This window comes from Acinetobacter gyllenbergii (genome assembly GCF_001682515.1).
GTDB lineage: Bacteria > Pseudomonadota > Gammaproteobacteria > Pseudomonadales > Moraxellaceae > Acinetobacter > Acinetobacter gyllenbergii.
In genome coordinates this window covers 206,116-223,278 of sequence record NZ_KV575263.1, presented here as the reverse complement: position 1 = coordinate 223,278, position 17,163 = coordinate 206,116, and the positions used below count along the sequence as shown (strand labels likewise).

Below are 17,163 nucleotides of genomic sequence, written 5' to 3'. Positions count from 1 at the left end.
AATTTTACAACACCCATAAAAACACTTAGATAGGAATAACAATGACTTCATCAACTCAAACCGTGGATCACCCACTGAGCCCCAAAGGTCGCTTTGGCCGACTATCCTATGCTGCTTGGACATTTTTAAGTAGTATTATTTTCTTTATTATTTTCTTCGCACTTGCCCTGTCATCAGGACTATTTACAGCAGGTAGTCCGCAAGAACCTAACTTTCCAATCTTCCTCATTCTCGTAGTGGCAATTGTATATATTGGGTTTATTTATCTATCTTTTATTTTTACAATCCGTCGCTTACATGATCGAAATCAAAGTGGCTGGTTATCCCTGCTCATGATTGTGCCTTTAGCAAATTTATTTCTTATGATTTATCTATTTTGTGCTAAAGGAACAGATGGAGAAAATAACTTTGGTTTGGCGCGAATAACATCTGATTGGGAAAAAGTTTTAGGCTGGATTTATATCATTATCATCCCGCTTGCTTTTATTTTCGGTATTTTGGCAGCAATTTCGATACCTGCTTATCAAGACTATGTACAAAGAAGCCAGCACATTCAAATGGAACAGCAGAATTAAGGCTTACTCGTAAAAAAAGCCAAGTGTTGTGACTTGGCTTTTTTATTTCAATAAAACCCTTTAAGCTCAATCAAACGCTTTGAGCTTTTAATGCAAATGGATACGCCTCAACACACTCCTCCTTTAAGCAAAGAATACATTCGCGCCTTGCCTGCATTTCAGAATCCAAGCACAGATCGTATCTTGGTGATTCAAACACCTGCACAGTGCAAGGCCATTCAAGCGGAACTCGCATCTATTCAAGTTTTTGGTTTCGACACCGAATCTAAACCGACCTTCAAAGTCGGCGAGCAATCGACTGGTCCTCACCTGATCCAGCTGGCAACACCAAACCAAGCTTATCTGTTCCAAATCAGTGCTGAAATTTTAGCCTTCCTCAAACCAATCCTTGAAAATGAACAACAACTCAAAGTTGGCTTTGGATTAAAAAATGATACCCATATCTTCCGTCGCAAAGGTATTCAGTGTAATGCAATGATTGACCTATCCAAGAGCTTTACAAGTTTTGGTTATCGTAGCCAAGTCGGAATTCAAACAGCAATCGCGCTGCTTTTTCAGCGTTATTTTGCCAAAAGTAAAAAAATCAGTACTTCAAACTGGTCTGTTCAACATCTCAGCCCACAACAAATCAATTATGCCGCAGCAGATGCCTATGCCGCACTGCTTTGCTTCGAGCAACTGTATCAGCAACAATTACTCACAACCCAATTATTGCAACAAATCAGCAGAATACTGGAAGGTTCAGCAGACAAGGCTTAGCGATTGACCAATATTTTGCTAAGATGTAGCCAATTTAAACTCTATGATGATGCAAGGAGCGAAAGCATGCTAATCATCCCAGCAATTGACCTGAAAGATGGTAAATGTGTCCGTTTAAAACAAGGACGTATGGAAGACGATACCGTTTTCTCTGAAGACCCTGTGGCAACTGCACAACATTGGGTGGATGAAGGCGCACGTCGTTTACATTTAGTCGATTTAAATGGTGCTTTCGCAGGTACGCCAATTCATAAACCCGTGGTTGAAGCCATTGCGCGCGCACAACCTGAACTTCCAATTCAAATTGGGGGTGGTATTCGTTCACTTGAAACCATCGAGCACTATTTGGAAGCGGGCGTTTCTTTCGTGATTATTGGCACCAAAGCCGTGAAAGAGCCTGAATTTGTTGAAGAAGCATGCAAACGCTTCGCGGGTCATATCATTGTGGGGATTGATGCGATCAATGGCATGGTTGCGACTGATGGTTGGGCCAATGTGACTGATGTAAAAGCGACTGACCTTGCTAAACGTTTTGCTGATGCTGGCGTATCGAGTATTGTGTATACCGATATTGCGCGTGATGGCATGATGCAAGGTGTAAACGTTGAACAAACCGTGAACTTGGCCAACTATTCTGGTCTGCCTGTGATTGCTTCTGGCGGTGTCACCAATTTGGACGATGTACGTAACCTCAAAGACAAAAAAGGGATTTTGGGTGCGATTACAGGTCGTGCTATCTATGAAGGTACTTTAAGTCTTCGTGAAGCACAATTATTGCTAGACCAGCAATCACTCTAATCGTTTCAGGCTCTAGTTATTGTAACAATCGCTAGAGCTTTATCCCCTTGGGTGCTATGCTAGCACCAGTTCAAATAAAGCCCTCTCTGCTCACATGATGCTTACGCCACCTTAAGTTTTACATGCCCTATGTATTAACTCATCACTGTCTAGTGATGTGGTGTAGTCGTGTGTCTGTATATCACATCACTAGCCTTTAAAAATTCCTAAAAAATAGGCTATTTCTATGTTTTCCAATATTCGAGCGCAATGGTTCTCCAATATCCGTGCGGATATTTTGGCTGGACTGGTTGTCGGTTTAGCACTGATCCCAGAAGCCATCGCCTTCTCTATTATTGCAGGGGTCGACCCCAAAGTCGGTTTATATGCTTCATTCTGTATTGCCGTGGTGATTGCTTTTGTTGGTGGTCGCCCTGCCATGATTTCAGCCGCAACAGGTGCAATGGCCTTGGTCATGGCCAGTTTGGTCAAAGAGCATGGTTTACAATATCTGCTGGCTGCCACCTTGCTCACAGGGGTATTGCAAATTATCGCGGGCTATCTAAAGCTGGCGAAACTGATGCGTTTCGTATCCAAATCTGTGGTGATTGGATTCGTCAATGCACTGGCAATTTTGATCTTTATGGCGCAACTGCCTGAATTGATCAATGTCACATGGCAGGTTTATGCCTTGGTACTGTTAGGCCTCATCATTATCTATGCATTTCCGCTACTTCCGAAAATCGGAACATTATTACCCTCGCCATTGGTCTGTATCATTACAGTAACTTTGCTCGCCATCTATTTTGGCATTGATATTCGTACGGTGGGAGATATGGGTTCATTACCCGATACACTTCCCGTCTTCTTAATTCCAGATATCCCCCTTAACGTTGAAACCCTAAAAATCATCTTTCCCTATGCTGTTGCTTTAGCTGCAGTCGGTTTGCTTGAGTCCATGATGACGGCGACGATTATTGATGAAATGACCGATACACCAAGCGATAAATTCCAAGAATGTAAGGGTCAAGGTATTGCCAATATCGCTTCTGGCTTTATGGGTGGCATGGCAGGCTGTGCCATGATTGGGCAATCGATGATTAACGTCAAATCAGGCGGATTGACCCGTTTATCGACCTTCTCGGCAGGAATATTCCTCCTCATCTTAGTGGTATTTATCAGCGACTGGTTAAAGGTGATACCTATGGCCGCTTTGGTTGCTGTGATGATCATGGTCTCGATCAGTACCTTTGAATGGAAATCTATTCGCAGTTTTAGCAAGAATCCGATCAGCAGTAATATCGTAATGCTTGCAACCGTGGTTGTGGTGGTTGCGACTCATAATTTAGCCTTGGGCGTACTCACAGGCGTATTACTGTCGGCTTTATTCCTTGCCAATAAATTAGAACAGGACATTCGAGTTGAGCGATATTTTGAAAATCAGGCACGCGTTTATGATCTAAAAGGTCAGATTTTCTTTAGCTCTTCAGAAAAATTTATGCAAAGTTTTGATTTCAATGAAGATGTAAAAGAAGTCATTATTGATTTAAGCCATTCGCATATTTGGGATGTCACTTCAGTGGCCATGATCGACAGTGTGGTGCATAAATTCCAGCGTAAAGGCGTGCATGTCATGGTACGAGGTTTGAATGAGGCCAGCTCGATCATGATTGATAAGTATGGAACGCATCAACGCTCAAGCTAAGTTGGCATAAATAGCCACAAATGCTAAACGTGCTTAAGCAATCAAACTTAAGCACGTTTTGAGTATTAATAAATCACGTTTCGGATAAAGCGAACGGTGCTACTTCCTTGATTGAGATAACGATAATTGACAGAACTCTCAAATAAAATCGATTCGCCTGCCTGAAGTACTCGATTTTCCTGTTCAAACGAAAGCGTTAATTCTCCCTCTAAGACATAAATCAATTCTTGCCAGCCTTTTTGATCCGCTTCCGCCTGATACACCTCTCCAACTGCTAAAGTCCAGTTCCATAATTCCACCTGCGCATGCGTAGGTACAGCTGCGAGCAAAGTTGCCCGACTTTCAGGAAACTGCCCTTGCCAAGCCAAGCTATTCACAATTGCAGATTCATTTAAGTCCGACGCACTGACCAATCTTTTAAAGTCCACGGCCAAAGCTGTTGCAATCGCATCCAACTTGGCCAAACTAATATTGACTTGCCCAGTTTCTAAGGCTGCAATGGTACGGCGACTAACGCCAGCTTGATCTGCCAACTCCTGCTGACTCAATTGACGTTCCGTTCGGAAAAGGCGGATATTTTGTCCGACATACTCCAATACCACCTCTGAATGACTCATCGACAATCACAACAAATAAAAATATGAGCAATATATTGCACAATAGTATAAAGCAATGCAATATGTGCAGTATATTGCACTATATCTACCTGGAGCGATGTCTTGACTGCTTTATCGCAATCACCTAAAGCCGCACAATTTGCACTTATTGTGATTACCATGATTTGGGGTGGCACCTTTTTAGCGGTGCAATATGCACTGAACTTTAGTACGCCAATGTTTTTCGTGGGTTGTCGTTTTGCCGTTGCGACCTTGGCGATTTTCTTGATTTCAATGAAATCGATGCGTGGTCTAACCTTCAAAGAGACCATGGCAGGCACAGCGATAGGCGTTCTGATTGCCATTGGTTATGGCACGCAAACCATTGGACTCCAAACGATTCTGAGCAGTGAATCTGCTTTTCTAACCGCGCTTTATGTCCCTCTCGTCCCCATTTTGATGTGGGTGATCTTCCAAAAAAGACCATCTTTGATGACATGGGTCGGCACAGCGTTGGCCTTTATAGGATTGATCTTTTTAACGGGTAATGGTTTTTCAAATATTAGCTTCAGTTATGGCCAAGTACTTACCTTGATCTGTGCTTTTGCTGTTGCTTTAGAAATTATCCTGATTGGTTATTTTGCTGGGAAAGTTAATTTGAGACGGGTCACCGTGATTCAATTGGCGGTCGCATCATTACTCTCTTTTGCCAGTATGCCCATGGTTGGCGAACACAGCATTCCCAATTTCTCATGGGGCTTGTTGATTATTGCTGTGGCTTTAGGTCTGGCCAGCGCTTTGATTCAGTTTGTGATGAACTGGGCACAACGCATGGTGGACCCAACCCGTGCTGCGATTATATATGCTGGTGAACCAGTATGGGCGGGTGTAATCGGTCGTATTGCAGGAGAACGCTTAACTTTATTGGCCTTATTGGGTGGCTTATTGGTTGTGCTTGGTATTCTCGTTAGCGAACTAAAATTTAAATTTTTTGCGAAGAAACAACTGCCAGAAAATAAATAAATATAGAAACGTGCACAACTGGTTTTATAGAAAAAAAAACTGTTGTGCACTGGGCCTCCTAAGCAGGGATTTGTTTTTGCTCCGCAGCAACAGGGCTCTTGCCAATCTGCCAGACATAAGGCAATGGCGCCTGATTCACTTCCCAATCACCAATCACTTTCTGTTTATAGACTAATGGATTGTGTGAGGCGACCACACGGGCATTGCGCCAAAAACGGTCTAATTGCTTGTCAGTACTACTGGCCGATGCCCCCAAGGCATTAAACAATTCGGTACTCAAATTCAAGACCAACTCCGCAATCACCACTTGCCCCTGTGCTGATACTAATTCAGCACGCTCATTAGCCTCCAGTTCAGCCTGTTCATCATTCTGAAAATGTTGTAAATACGCAGCATCTAGGGCTTCAGCAGTACCCAGTGCAATCGTTTGCGCCGCATAAGCCTGTGCAGACGCTTTGCCAATCACTTGTAGGATTTGAGCATCGTCACGTACCAGGCTGGCATTGCCATGACTATAGATTCGGGTTCGCTGGCGCACTTCCTGCTTAAAAGTTTCTACTGCACTTTGTGCAATACCCGCCAGAGTGGCTAGATGAACCACTTGATAAAAGGCTGTTTGATATTTAAAGCGGTGTTCAAAAACCAAAATATGATCTCGGGCAATCTCCACATTGCTTAAGCTCAGTGTGCCGCTGCCCGTGGTTTTTTGCCCAAAGCCATCCCAATCATCCACAACATCAATGCCTTCTGCTTGCGTGGACACCGCAGCAATCACATGCTGATTGGTAGTTTCATCCAAAGCGAAGAGATCAATCCAGTCAGCGAATATCGTACCTGTGGAATAATACTTCTGACCATTCACACGGAGTTTTCCATCTGGTGCTGCCGTGACACGGGTCGCCACATCACCGATTTCAACTTGACCAATTTCCGTCCATGCATTACCCACAATCTCTCCACGGACAAAGCGTTCGAACCATAAGGTCTGAGGTTCCGTTTTTTGGGCATTTAAACGGTCTTCGACAAAAGCAAAATGCCCCCGTAAGGCCTGAACCACATTGGAATCTGCCTGAGCAAGCTCAATCAACAACTGAAACAATTGCTTTTGTGAAACACCATCACCGCCAAAAGCGACTGGCACTCGTACCGCACCAAAGCCTGCCTGTTTTAACCATTGAATCGGTTCATAGGGCAATGCTCGGTTTTTTTCCCGTGCTAAAGCACCTTCTGCAATGCGTTGGAAAATCGGACGGAACTTCGCCGCCACCTGTTCATAATGTGCACCCAAGGCAAGATTTTGATTGCTTTGACTTGTCATAATAACGCCCTCTTAGCTCCACGCATGACGTGGCAGTGCCACACCATTCAGATAATAATTACCCACCAGATTGAACTTCCAACGCACAGGATCATGTAGGGTATGGGTTCGTGCATTACGCCAATGCCGATCCAGATTCAACTCCGATAGGGTTGAACGCGTACCCGACAACTCAAATAATTTATTGGCCGCCAACAATGCAATTTCCGTGGTCAGCACTTTCGATTCAGCCGTGAGTAAGGTCGCCTCAGCGACAGTGTCTTCAGTCGGATTGGCCAAAACACGATCAATCGCCTCACCTGCCAAAGCTAAAACCGCCTCGGCTGCACGCTGTTTAATTTTCAGTTCGCCAATATTACTAATGGTATAGGGGTCTTGGCTGGCAAACTCCAAACCGGAGTCAATCCAAGGACGGGCATGCTCACGCACATAACGGATAGTTTCCTCAATGGCCCCACGTGCAATCCCAGCATCAACAGCGGATTGAATAATTTGTGAAATTGCACCTGCTGCGGTTGGGCGTTCAAATGCCTGATGAATCGGAACAACGTATTTCAAATCGACTCGGACTTGATCGAGCTGTACGCTGCCACTGGCTGTAGTGCGCTGACCAAAACTGCTCCAGTCATTTACAATGGTCAAACCTGGGCTATGTTGAGGTACCAGTGCGGCAAATACTTTACCATCGTCACTCACAGCAACCACTGGAATCCAATGTGCCAATAATGCGCCTGTGGCAAAAAATTTCTGACCACTAATCACCGCATAATCATCATGAAATTCAATTTTGGTGGTCAAATCTGCGACGGTTTTCGAGTTTTTTTCAGAGAATGCATTGCCTAAACGCTTGCCTTGCAGCACTTGATCGAAGAAGAACTGCTGCTGCTCAAGTGAAGCATCTAAGCGGATATGTTCTAAAAAGGCCCAATGATTTTGGGCAATTTGCCCTAAAGATGAATCTGCACTGGAAATGATGGTCACCACCTCAGCTAGAGTTTTATAACTCACCCCTGCCCCCCCGAACTGTTTCGGAATATTAATTCCCCACAGACCCGAGGCAGAATATTGCTGGATTTCTTGCAAGGGTAACTTACGCTCATGATCACGCTTTGCAGCCTCTTTGGCAAAAGCAGCCGCTACGCGATGCGCCACAGCAATGGCTTCTTGATCTGAAGCAATCACATGTGCTGGTGCATTATTCAGATAAAAATCTTGTGGAATACTCTGTGCATCTTCCAGTTTTATTTCTATTTTTGAGGTCATTATAAATACTCACTTTCTCAACTCCAAAATAAACTAGCATTATTTTTATTGCCTATTTATAAATTAAATATAGAAACTAATCGTTTTATTTTAAATAACCCAAAAATCATCGCTTAATAATTAAAAACCATTTAAAATCAAAAGAAAAACTCAAAATAACGACACCATACGTCAATACACCGCACTCAAGTAAAAATTAAATAATATTTTGAATTCAATCAAAAATAACCATTCAAACCACAATCCAAAACCCCGTTAAATACATTTGTGATAAAGATTTATTTTTTTATGATTAATCAATACGAGCATTATTCATTAATATCAACAAAAACGATTGATATACGATAGAGCGATATGACCAAGAAAATTAGATTTAATGCCTTTGAAATGAACTGTATTGCGCATCAATCGCCAGGCTTATGGCGTCATCCACTAGATCGCTCGACTGAATATAAAGACCTCGAATATTGGACCGATTTAGCCAAGATTTTAGAGCGTGGCAAGTTTGATGGGGTATTTATTGCCGATGTTTTAGGCATTTATGATGTTTACCATCAATCCGCAGAACATGCGCTCACAGGTGCCGTGCAAGTTCCCGTCAACGATCCCTTGCAAATCGTACCAGCTATGGCGGCAGTGACCGAACATCTAGGTTTCGGTCTCACTACCTCGATTTCTTTTGAACATCCCTACCCTTTTGCACGGCGTATGAGTACTTTGGATCATTTGACCAAAGGCCGTATCGGTTGGAACATCGTCACCTCATACTTGGAAAGTGGCTCAAAAAACTTAGGTCTTAAAACTCAAGTCAGCCATGATCAACGTTATGACATCGCCGATGAATATCTCGAAGTGCTTTACAAACTCTGGGAAGGTTCTTGGGAACAAGATGCAGTGCTGCGTGATAAAGAACGAGGGATTTTTGCGGATCATCGCAAAGTCCATCCGATCAATCATCAAGGTCAGTATTTCAGTGTTCCGGGTATTCATATTTGTGAACCATCACCACAACGTACCCCTGTACTCTATCAAGCAGGTGCATCCAGTCGCGGACAATTATTTGCCAGCCAAAATGCAGAATGTGTGTTTATTTCGGCACCGACCAAAGCAGCCGTGAAAAAGCTGGTCCAAGGTATTCGTTCCAAACTGATTGAACAAGGCAAAGACCCCCATTCGATTTTGATCTACACCATGCTGTCCATCGTAGTGGATGAAAGCGATGCCAAGGCCCAAGCAAAATTTAAAGACTATCAAAGCTACGCCAGCTATCACGGCGGCTTAACTTTAGCATCAGGCTGGTCTGGCGTTGATTTTTCACAATTTCATGCCGAAGACAAAGTGGAATATATTCATACCGATGCGATTCAATCCATGCTCGACTCTTATGTCAAAGCAGATCCAAATCGGATCTGGACCATTGAAGAGATTGCGAAATTTACCAGTATTGGCGGCAATGGCCCAATCTTGGTGGGTGCTGCTGCCACTGTGGCTGATCAACTCCAAGCATGGACCGAAGAAACCGATATTGACGGCTTTAACTTGGCCTATATTTTGGCGCATCAGACTTTTGAGGATGTGGTGGAGTATTTGGTGCCTGAGTTACAACAACGCGGTGTCTATGCAACTGAATATACCAAAGGGACATTACGAGAGAAGCTATTTGGGCAAGGCCCTTTGCTGACCGAACCGCATCGCGGGGCAAACTATCGCTATCATTCAGCAGCGAAAATCAACAACACGATAGAACTCGCTTAGTGCGCTACACGACCCAAGCGAGTGCTGATCAATGTTAGTCTTGATACATCGGTTTATTGTCATTTAAAGCAATTAAGCCACGGATGGCACGATACACGATCCACACCCATGCCCCAAAAATCACCGCAAAGGCAAAAGTGGTTGCAGAAATCGCAACACCTGCAAAGGCCGTCCCGTTATCACCAGTAAAAAACAAGAATGAGAACGGAATAAAGGCAATAATATTCCACGCCAAATACCACCAGAAGGTGCGGATTTGCCAAGTAAAGTGACTTTCAAAAATCGAGCCTTTTACATCACTGCGTTTGACATAGTTGATGATCAAGGCAATGATTGCCAATAGACCACCAGTAAAAATCGCAATGATATAAAGTACATATAACACCAAAGTTAAAGTACGGTTTGGGTCTTGATCAACGGAATAATTCATTTTTATTTATCTCCAGAAACAAAGCTCCCCGATCAATAAAACACATTGAGTGGAGAAATTAACCAACATATCAATAATATATGGAAGACTATGGTACAGAAATAAATCTTACCAAACGGTTGTTTTTGTGTTTTATGTCTCAGTTTTTGCTGGGCAAGCCAACCACCGCACCATCCACCCAAAGCGTCCACAATATGTAAAGTCTGTTCTGGGATGCGTCGATTGCCCAATTGTGCCGCCTCTTTATCTTGCGCGTAAAGCCAATAGCTCAGCACATTCATCAAGCTCACGAACAGAAAAGTGTAAGGTGGCAATAATTTGCTCAAACTTGCAATCACCATGAATACAATATAAATCACAATACCAATCTGCATCGCAGACCAACGTTTCGACGGCTTAGGCTGACTCGGACGAGCACGATGCTCAATCACCTGCGATGCTTTCAAATACGTCGCCTGTTGAGCGCGATAACGACCGCGCTCATCCAGAATCACCATATATTCCAAGGCACAGCCGACCAAGGGTCTTGGCCCAGTGCGAGCAAAGTCTTTAATATGAATAAAAACACGCTCTTTTGTGGTGTCATTGGGTTGGATAAAGCCATAACCCTTATCATCAAACCATTCAACTAAACGACCTTGATCTCGCATGTCTGTTTCCTAAGCTGTGATTCGTTGTAGACGGTCTTGTAACATCATGCGCATTTCCAGCGGATCTTTTTGCAAAATATCATCCCCAGTACGCCCTTGCTCAGCATTTTTCTGCGCCACTTGTAAACGCATACTCCAGAAACGGCACGCCGCCATTGCCAAGAAAATGTTTAAACAAGCCAACTCATCTGCAGTCAGTAGACGAACGCTTTGATATGCTGCAAGAAAGGCATCGGCCTTGGCTTGATCTAAATGTGCTTGAGGATAAGCAGTACAAAAGTCATTGATACTGATCGCAATATCAAACAACCATTCATCTTGATTCAATTCATAAAAATCAAGAATACCTTGTAGTTGATCGCCTTCAAACAAGGTGTTATCTCTGAATAAATCTGAATGAATAAAGCCCGTCGGACGATCTGGATGCTGCTGGGTAATTGCCGCAAACTGCTGGAACACCTGTGCCAATAGCGCCTGATCTTGCGCATTCATTTCTGGTTTAAGTTGCTCAGCGACATCTGACCAATATTGATGATTACGGTTGAAATCACGTTCTAAAGGAAAGCCTTGTAAGGCCAAATGCAATTTTGCCTGTGCTTGGGCAATCGCCTGAATTTGGATAATGCTGGCGTCTTCAGGATGCTCACCCATCAAGCGCGGTGCAATTTGCGCAGGCTTATCAGCAATAGTATGAATGGCCTGCCCACTATGCTTTAAAGGCACTGCCACAGGCACACCTGCCTCACCCAAACAATCCAGTACAGGTACCAGTTCACCTGCACCTTCAGCATCTAATTCTTCAAAAACCGTCAAAACATAGTGTTTCTGTGATTGATCCACCAAAAAATAATTGGTGTTTTGAATACCGCCTTGGATTGGAATCAGGTCAATCACCGCTAAACCATAAGGCTCAGCAAAGGCTTGAACTTCTTCTAAACTCAACGGGGTATAAACCGACATGGAAAACCTGCAAAAAATAGCTGTGAAGTTTGATAGAATACCTGTTCCCTCCATGAAGGTGTAGCACCCCTTTCTTTATTGGCGATTTTTTGGAAAATTTTATGCTCGCAAAACGTATTATCCCTTGCTTAGATGTTGATAATGGTCGAGTCGTCAAAGGCGTTCAATTCCTTGATATTCGTGACGCAGGCGACCCTGTTGAAGTGGCGCGTCGTTATAACGAACAAGGTGCCGATGAAATTACCTTTTTAGATATTACTGCTACCCATCATGGACGCGACACCACTTACCGTACTGTAGAACGTATGGCAGAAAGCGTTTTTGTCCCCCTAACTGTCGGTGGTGGGGTTCGTAAAGTTGAAGATATTCGTTTATTGTTGAATGCAGGTGCGGACAAAGTCAGTATCAACTCAGCTGCGGTCTTTACCCCTGAGTTTGTCCAAGAAGCCTCACAACGCTTTGGCGCACAATGTATCGTGGTCGCGATTGATGCCAAAAAAACGGGAGAAAACAAGTGGGAAATTTTTACCCACGGTGGTCGTAAGCCAACAGGCATCGATGCGATTGAATGGGCGGTGAAAATGGCCGACTTCGGTGCAGGTGAATTGTTAATTACCAGTATGGATGCCGATGGTACTAAAGCAGGTTATGACATTGCCTTGATGCGTCAAATTAATGATCGCGTCAATATCCCGACCATTGCTTCGGGTGGTGTCGGTAATTTACAACATTTGGCCGATGGTATCTTAAAAGGTGGTGCAGATGCAGTACTGGCTGCTTCTATTTTCCACTTTGGTCAACACACCATTCCAGAGGCAAAACAATATCTTGCCGCACAAGGCATTGAGATGCGTCTCTAACTCTTTACGATAAAAAAACCTCTCGCAGAAGAGGTTTTTTTATTTAAAAATAGCGATATATGGACAAAAAAATACCTTGCTGAGCAAGGTATGGAAACTGCGTTATACAACGCTAGAGGGTAAGCATCATCTCGTTATTTTGAACAAATTCTGAGCACTTAAAATGCTTGAGCTAAATTAGCGAGAAAATACACAAAGATATTGACATTAAAAACCAATTTTATTGACAATTCACGACAAAACCTCAGGCTTGATGTCATGATTTGTCAATAAAAAGCTTACTCCCCAACATCTATTCAGTTTAAGCCACCGATTCTTGTTTTGCTTCTGCCTCGGTTGGCTTTGCAGGCGATGCCACCAATTTGGGTTTCTGCTCGACCCACTTCACCGGGAATACCGCTTCCACCGCTTGAGTCAGTGCTTTAGACAATGCGGCTGGCAATGGAATACCTAAAGGATTGGCTTCTTTGAGATCCGTAGAAGAGACCACTCGGGTACCCATCACATAATCAAACCACGGACGCGTTACACACCAGTTGGCATCTTGGTTGGAATTCATATGGTGATCATAATGCCAAGGAATGGTTCGTTTTGCCCAATCAGGCTCTAAATGTGCACGACGATGCACATAATAATAGTTACCCGCACTATATAGTGCCGCTAAAGACATGCCTTTTGAGATTGGGTAAAACGCCACACTGGCAACGCCAGCCACCACAGCCAATGACATGATTTCGTTGCGGGTACGCCAATGCTCCACGCCCTCAACATAGCAATCATCTGAAAACTCCTGCTTACGTACTTCACGGTGATGTGCCCAATGCGACTCCATGCTTTTCGGTACAGGGCTATAACGTGGCTGACCCGAACGATGTACCCCATGCAAAATATATTTATGCGCAAACCATTCAAATGCATTGGCAACCGCTAAACCTGCAATAAAACCCTTAATCATGGTTTTCTCCAAATGTTTCCTTATTTTTATTCAAGATATAAATTTTTGTAGGCGAAGTATTGACGATACGATATATTTATATTGACAAAACACGACAAGATCAGAGGTGGACAGGATGTCTCAACTCAAGAACTATACTGGCTCAGTTTTTGGCGGTTTGGGGCATTTATTAAAAGCCTACTGCGAGGCAAAAAACATTGAAATTCCTGAACAATTACAAAAAATTCAAAATCAGGAACGCTTTGATTATGTGATTTGGCGTGACTTACTTGAAGACCTGAATCAACGCCATCCCAAAATTGGTTTAGGCTTAGAAATCGCAGAATATGTACAACCCAAACATTTGGGGATCATTGCCTATCTGGCCCTGTCCTGTGAAAATCTTGGTGAAGCTTTGGCGCGTTATCATGATTTTCATCGCTTAATTTATGATGGCAGCCCGCTGGTGGTCGAGTTTAGTCAACCTTATGGCTCTATCCGCTGGGAAGCACCTGAACCACATCCGACCCAATTGACCGATGAAATCGCGATTGCCTTGATGGTGCAGTTTCTTAAACTGTTTATGTCGGGTGACACCATTCATCTGCATGAAGTGCATTTCGTCAATGCTGCACCTAAAAATATCAGCATTTATGAGCAGTATTTCCATTGTAAAGTCCGTTTTGAACAGCCTAAAACCCAACTCCTGATCCCTGTCAGTGAAGCTTTTAAACCTCTGCGAACAGGTGATCATACGCTGCAACAGTTGTTGTTACAGCAAGCCCACGCCTTGCTGGATCAATTACCCAATTCGACCCAACTCGATCAACGGCTACAACATGCCATTTTGACTGGTCTACAAAAGAACCAATATCAGATCGATTTTATCGCCGAGAAACTGGGTCTTTCCGTGCGTCAATTACAGCGCCATTTACAACAACAAGACACCACGTTTCAAGAACGGGTACAGCAGGTTCGTTTTATGCTAGCGACCGAATATTTAAAAGACCCTCATCTGAGTTTGCAAGAAATTGCGCTACTGCTCTGTTATTCTGAACAAAGTGCTTTTCAACGGGCTTTTAAGATTTGGACGGGGCAAACCCCGCAACAGTGGCGAAACAACAACATAACTTACAATTCGTAATAAAAACACTCATGAACTAACGGTTTCGCAACTGATCGTTTTTTTCACTCGTTTTATATAAGAGCCTATATACCTATGTGAATTGGTTCACAATTTTTTCACGAGGGTTAAACATATCCATAATAAATTTTGGATGCTTGTTTTTTTATTTTTTATAACTGATGTGGTGATAACAATGAACAAATATTTAGCAGAATTTCTCGGGACCTTTTGGCTTGTTTTTGGTGGTTGTGGTAGTGCTGTACTTGCAGCTGCATACCCAGAACTTGGCATTGGTTTTTTAGGCGTTGCACTTGCGTTTGGTTTAACCGTATTAACTGGCGCTTATGCGTTTGGTCATATTTCGGGTGGTCACTTTAACCCTGCTGTCAGTGTCGGTTTATGGGTCGGTGGACGTTTTGATTCAAAAGACTTAGTTCCTTATATCGTGTCTCAAGTGATTGGTGGTGCGCTTGCAGCATTCGTACTCTACATTATTGTCCAAGGTCAAGCTGGCTTTGCTGGTACAGGCGGCTTCGCAACTAATGGCTATGGCGAACTTTCTCCAAACCATTTCTCAGTTGCTTCAGCGTTCTTGATTGAAGTGGTTTTAACTGCGTTCTTCTTGATTGTGATCATGGGCGCGACAGATCGTCGCGCGCCTGCGGGCTTTGCACCAATCGCAATTGGTTTAGCTTTAACGTTAATCCACTTGATCAGTATTCCAGTCACCAATACCTCAGTAAACCCTGCTCGTAGTACTGCGGTTGCGTTATTTGCGGAAACAGCAGCAATCAGCCAACTTTGGTTATTCTGGGTTGCGCCAATCATCGGTGCCATCATTGGTGCAGTGATCTATAAAGTGGTGGGTAGCGAGAAAAACTAAAGCTCACCTTGCATAAAAAAACAGCCTGCAACGGCTGTTTTTTTATTTATAGGAATGGATTTTCAATATCCTGCTCAGGTTTTCGTTCAATCTGCTCAGGCAAATCACCCTTCTCCAATGCCGCAACCACATCATTGATAAAGCTTTGCAATGCCTTTGCGGTTTTAAGGCCTGATTGATCTTTGGTAATCTGCAAATTGCCATATAAACTCACGCAATCGACCTGATTTTCCAAGGTCAGATCATAAATTGCTGAAGACTCATCACCCTGTTCAAAAGGCTTAAACATCGTTTCCCTCTCATTGTTGTTATCTATACCACAACATGGGCCAAGCAGACTGACTTTGCAAGCCGTACTTATCGCAAGATTTGTAAGAAATACTGCACCAAAGCATTCACCAATTGATTGATCAAGGCTTGCTTGGTCTCTTCATCAATTTGCGGGAATTTACTTTCAGTGGCATTGGTCGGTTGTGAACTAAACTCACGTTGCTGAGCTTGAATCGCATCGGTTTTAGCATCTTCAGCACATTGACTCTGACCATCCCAATGCAAATAGCTAATGTCTTTATTCGGCTTCACTTGCTGCGCAGAAACAGGCAGCTGATAGACGTTACGTTTCTGCTGCTCGGTCAACTGTGGAAATAAATTAATGCCCAGTTTCTCTTCCAAATAGCAAACACTGACCACTTTGACCTGCTGAGAATTATTATTCGGTGCATAATACGCCCCTATAATCCCTTGCTTGGGTAAATACACCGCTTTATAAACCGCAGTCGGGACAATCACGCCACTGCCAATGGTTTTCAGGCGTTTACCTTCAAATACGGGACCTGTCAGCACATAGGCGTCTTTATGCTGTTTGGTCACCATCGAGCGTACCGCTTCTTCTAATTTACGCCACACTTCCTGATTATTCTTCGGCGCTTGTGGCACCATATTGGCCAAAGAAAAGCTGTCATACTGTGCCGCCGTATTATTCATATCACCATTCGGTGCCATATGACCACGGTCATAGCCAGAACCACGATAGTCTGACAATAAAGCACGATGAGCGGGCTTTACTCGTGTTTCCTCGTGGAAATTATCTTCCCGTTTAATTTTGACGCTTAAGCGTTCTGGGGTCAGATATTCTGCTGTCCATAATGGGGTCTTGGAAATACCTGAATACATCACATTAAAATCATTAAAACACAGTGCATAACTGTCTTTTTTCAGACTGTCTTTGCTGAGTAAAGGCGGAACATCACGATAAAACTGTTTTAAACATCCCGTATTACTCGATTGAAATGGGATGAACTTGGAAATTTTTTCACTGCCAAATGCGATCGCAAAACTCCCTGTTGCGACCAGTGCCAACATCATTTTTCCAACATTTTGGCTCAAAAAAGCAAATGGGCTTTTACTCTTTCGGGTTGGTTTCTTTGCCATAACTACATCAAAATCAATATGAACGCGCAGCTTAGCAACTCAAAAGCCCTGTGTATATTGAGTTTCAGCCCAGAGCGACATTTTATGTCGCAAATCTGTACACTCAGGCAACAGACAA

General features: G+C 43.4%; 18 protein-coding genes. 9 read left to right on the top strand and 9 right to left on the bottom strand.

The features are described 5' to 3' along the window. The first annotated feature begins 41 nt into the window (after nt 1-41). From NG55_RS10165 to NG55_RS10150, 4 genes are all read left to right on the top strand, one after another. Nucleotides 42-575, top strand: coding sequence for a DUF805 domain-containing protein (locus NG55_RS10165; protein WP_016542940.1), 534 nt, complete (start codon nt 42-44; stop codon nt 573-575). Nucleotides 576-665: 90 nt separating this feature from the next. After that, nucleotides 666-1,334 carry a 3'-5' exonuclease gene (locus NG55_RS10160; RefSeq protein ID WP_081408988.1) on the top strand — a complete coding sequence of 223 codons (669 nt, stop codon included), beginning with the start codon at nt 666-668 and terminating at the stop codon, nt 1,332-1,334. Between the two features lie 66 nt (nt 1,335-1,400). Beyond that, the gene (hisA, locus tag NG55_RS10155; protein WP_004803807.1) at nt 1,401-2,132 is read left to right on the top strand and encodes a 1-(5-phosphoribosyl)-5-[(5-phosphoribosylamino)methylideneamino]imidazole-4-carboxamide isomerase; all 732 of its coding nucleotides are present in this window, start codon (nt 1,401-1,403) and stop codon (nt 2,130-2,132) included. A gap of 226 nt (nt 2,133-2,358) precedes the next feature. Beyond that, the gene (locus NG55_RS10150) at nt 2,359-3,816 is read left to right on the top strand and encodes a SulP family inorganic anion transporter (protein ID WP_065343180.1); all 1,458 of its coding nucleotides are present in this window, start codon (nt 2,359-2,361) and stop codon (nt 3,814-3,816) included. 65 nt (nt 3,817-3,881) lie between these two features. Here NG55_RS10150 and NG55_RS10145 read toward each other — a convergent pair whose 3' ends face one another. Continuing rightward, entirely contained in the window at nt 3,882-4,433 is a 552-nt protein-coding gene (locus NG55_RS10145; protein WP_016660111.1) for a helix-turn-helix domain-containing protein, read from the bottom strand. Nucleotides 4,434-4,592: 159 nt separating this feature from the next. Between NG55_RS10145 and NG55_RS10140 the strand changes: the two genes are divergently transcribed. Beyond that, nucleotides 4,593-5,435, top strand: coding sequence for a DMT family transporter (locus NG55_RS10140; protein WP_378319710.1), 843 nt, complete (start codon nt 4,593-4,595; stop codon nt 5,433-5,435). 58 nt (nt 5,436-5,493) lie between these two features. Here the strand turns inward: NG55_RS10140 and NG55_RS10135 are convergent, their stop codons facing one another. After that, nucleotides 5,494-6,753, bottom strand: coding sequence for an acyl-CoA dehydrogenase family protein (locus NG55_RS10135; RefSeq protein WP_023271175.1), 1,260 nt, complete (start codon nt 6,751-6,753; stop codon nt 5,494-5,496). Nucleotides 6,754-6,765: 12 nt separating this feature from the next. Continuing rightward, nucleotides 6,766-8,016, bottom strand: coding sequence for an SfnB family sulfur acquisition oxidoreductase (locus tag NG55_RS10130; RefSeq protein WP_065343179.1), 1,251 nt, complete (start codon nt 8,014-8,016; stop codon nt 6,766-6,768). Between the two features lie 354 nt (nt 8,017-8,370). On the opposite strand from NG55_RS10130, the gene NG55_RS10125 reads away from it, so the two are divergent. After that, complete coding sequence (locus NG55_RS10125; protein ID WP_016542946.1) at nt 8,371-9,771, top strand: LLM class flavin-dependent oxidoreductase; 1,401 nt, start codon at nt 8,371-8,373, stop codon at nt 9,769-9,771. Between the two features lie 34 nt (nt 9,772-9,805). On the opposite strand, the gene NG55_RS10120 is transcribed toward NG55_RS10125, so the two are convergent. The 3 genes from NG55_RS10120 to NG55_RS10110 are packed head-to-tail and all read right to left on the bottom strand — an operon-like array spanning nt 9,806 to nt 11,811. Beyond that, entirely contained in the window at nt 9,806-10,201 is a 396-nt protein-coding gene (locus NG55_RS10120; protein ID WP_065343178.1) for a DUF4870 family protein, read from the bottom strand. 32 nt (nt 10,202-10,233) lie between these two features. Next, nucleotides 10,234-10,851, bottom strand: a complete 618-nt coding sequence (locus NG55_RS10115) for a DUF1294 domain-containing protein (protein WP_065343177.1) — start codon at nt 10,849-10,851, stop codon at nt 10,234-10,236. Between the two features lie 9 nt (nt 10,852-10,860). Then, nucleotides 10,861-11,811, bottom strand: a complete 951-nt coding sequence (locus NG55_RS10110; RefSeq protein WP_065343176.1) for a homoserine kinase — start codon at nt 11,809-11,811, stop codon at nt 10,861-10,863. Between the two features lie 101 nt (nt 11,812-11,912). On the opposite strand from NG55_RS10110, the gene hisF reads away from it, so the two are divergent. Continuing rightward, entirely contained in the window at nt 11,913-12,671 is a 759-nt protein-coding gene (gene hisF, locus NG55_RS10105; RefSeq protein WP_004657307.1) for an imidazole glycerol phosphate synthase subunit HisF, read from the top strand. Nucleotides 12,672-12,972: 301 nt separating this feature from the next. On the opposite strand, the gene NG55_RS10100 is transcribed toward hisF, so the two are convergent. Beyond that, nucleotides 12,973-13,626 carry a sterol desaturase family protein gene (locus NG55_RS10100; RefSeq protein WP_065343175.1) on the bottom strand — a complete coding sequence of 218 codons (654 nt, stop codon included), beginning with the start codon at nt 13,624-13,626 and terminating at the stop codon, nt 12,973-12,975. Nucleotides 13,627-13,741: 115 nt separating this feature from the next. On the opposite strand from NG55_RS10100, the gene NG55_RS10095 reads away from it, so the two are divergent. Both NG55_RS10095 and aqpZ read left to right on the top strand, forming a co-directional pair. Then, complete coding sequence (locus NG55_RS10095) at nt 13,742-14,749, top strand: AraC family transcriptional regulator (protein ID WP_016542951.1); 1,008 nt, start codon at nt 13,742-13,744, stop codon at nt 14,747-14,749. 175 nt (nt 14,750-14,924) lie between these two features. After that, nucleotides 14,925-15,614, top strand: coding sequence for an aquaporin Z (gene aqpZ, locus NG55_RS10090; protein ID WP_016542952.1), 690 nt, complete (start codon nt 14,925-14,927; stop codon nt 15,612-15,614). 46 nt (nt 15,615-15,660) lie between these two features. On the opposite strand, the gene NG55_RS10085 is transcribed toward aqpZ, so the two are convergent. After that, nucleotides 15,661-15,903 (bottom strand): hypothetical protein, encoded by a 243-nt coding sequence (locus NG55_RS10085; RefSeq protein WP_016542953.1) that lies wholly within the window; start codon nt 15,901-15,903, stop codon nt 15,661-15,663. A gap of 68 nt (nt 15,904-15,971) precedes the next feature. Further along, the gene (locus NG55_RS10080; protein ID WP_032865896.1) at nt 15,972-17,045 is read right to left on the bottom strand and encodes a DNA/RNA non-specific endonuclease; all 1,074 of its coding nucleotides are present in this window, start codon (nt 17,043-17,045) and stop codon (nt 15,972-15,974) included. Between the last annotated feature and the right edge of the window lie 118 nt (nt 17,046-17,163).

Coding starts and splice junctions, on each gene's coding strand:
- NG55_RS10125 (WP_016542946.1), top strand. CDS start 8,371: ATGACCAAGAAAATTAGATTTAATGCCTTTGAAATGAACTGTATTGCG.
- hisA (WP_004803807.1), top strand. CDS start 1,401: ATGCTAATCATCCCAGCAATTGACCTGAAAGATGGTAAATGTGTCCGT.
- NG55_RS10135 (WP_023271175.1), bottom strand. CDS start 6,753: ATGACAAGTCAAAGCAATCAAAATCTTGCCTTGGGTGCACATTATGAA.
- NG55_RS10085 (WP_016542953.1), bottom strand. CDS start 15,903: ATGTTTAAGCCTTTTGAACAGGGTGATGAGTCTTCAGCAATTTATGAT.
- NG55_RS10165 (WP_016542940.1), top strand. CDS start 42: ATGACTTCATCAACTCAAACCGTGGATCACCCACTGAGCCCCAAAGGT.
- NG55_RS10100 (WP_065343175.1), bottom strand. CDS start 13,626: ATGATTAAGGGTTTTATTGCAGGTTTAGCGGTTGCCAATGCATTTGAA.
- NG55_RS10120 (WP_065343178.1), bottom strand. CDS start 10,201: ATGAATTATTCCGTTGATCAAGACCCAAACCGTACTTTAACTTTGGTG.
- NG55_RS10150 (WP_065343180.1), top strand. CDS start 2,359: ATGTTTTCCAATATTCGAGCGCAATGGTTCTCCAATATCCGTGCGGAT.
- NG55_RS10080 (WP_032865896.1), bottom strand. CDS start 17,045: ATGGCAAAGAAACCAACCCGAAAGAGTAAAAGCCCATTTGCTTTTTTG.
- NG55_RS10115 (WP_065343177.1), bottom strand. CDS start 10,851: ATGCGAGATCAAGGTCGTTTAGTTGAATGGTTTGATGATAAGGGTTAT.
- NG55_RS10095 (WP_016542951.1), top strand. CDS start 13,742: ATGTCTCAACTCAAGAACTATACTGGCTCAGTTTTTGGCGGTTTGGGG.
- NG55_RS10110 (WP_065343176.1), bottom strand. CDS start 11,811: ATGTCGGTTTATACCCCGTTGAGTTTAGAAGAAGTTCAAGCCTTTGCT.
- NG55_RS10145 (WP_016660111.1), bottom strand. CDS start 4,433: ATGAGTCATTCAGAGGTGGTATTGGAGTATGTCGGACAAAATATCCGC.
- hisF (WP_004657307.1), top strand. CDS start 11,913: ATGCTCGCAAAACGTATTATCCCTTGCTTAGATGTTGATAATGGTCGA.
- aqpZ (WP_016542952.1), top strand. CDS start 14,925: ATGAACAAATATTTAGCAGAATTTCTCGGGACCTTTTGGCTTGTTTTT.
- NG55_RS10160 (WP_081408988.1), top strand. CDS start 666: ATGCAAATGGATACGCCTCAACACACTCCTCCTTTAAGCAAAGAATAC.
- NG55_RS10140 (WP_378319710.1), top strand. CDS start 4,593: ATGATTTGGGGTGGCACCTTTTTAGCGGTGCAATATGCACTGAACTTT.
- NG55_RS10130 (WP_065343179.1), bottom strand. CDS start 8,016: ATGACCTCAAAAATAGAAATAAAACTGGAAGATGCACAGAGTATTCCA.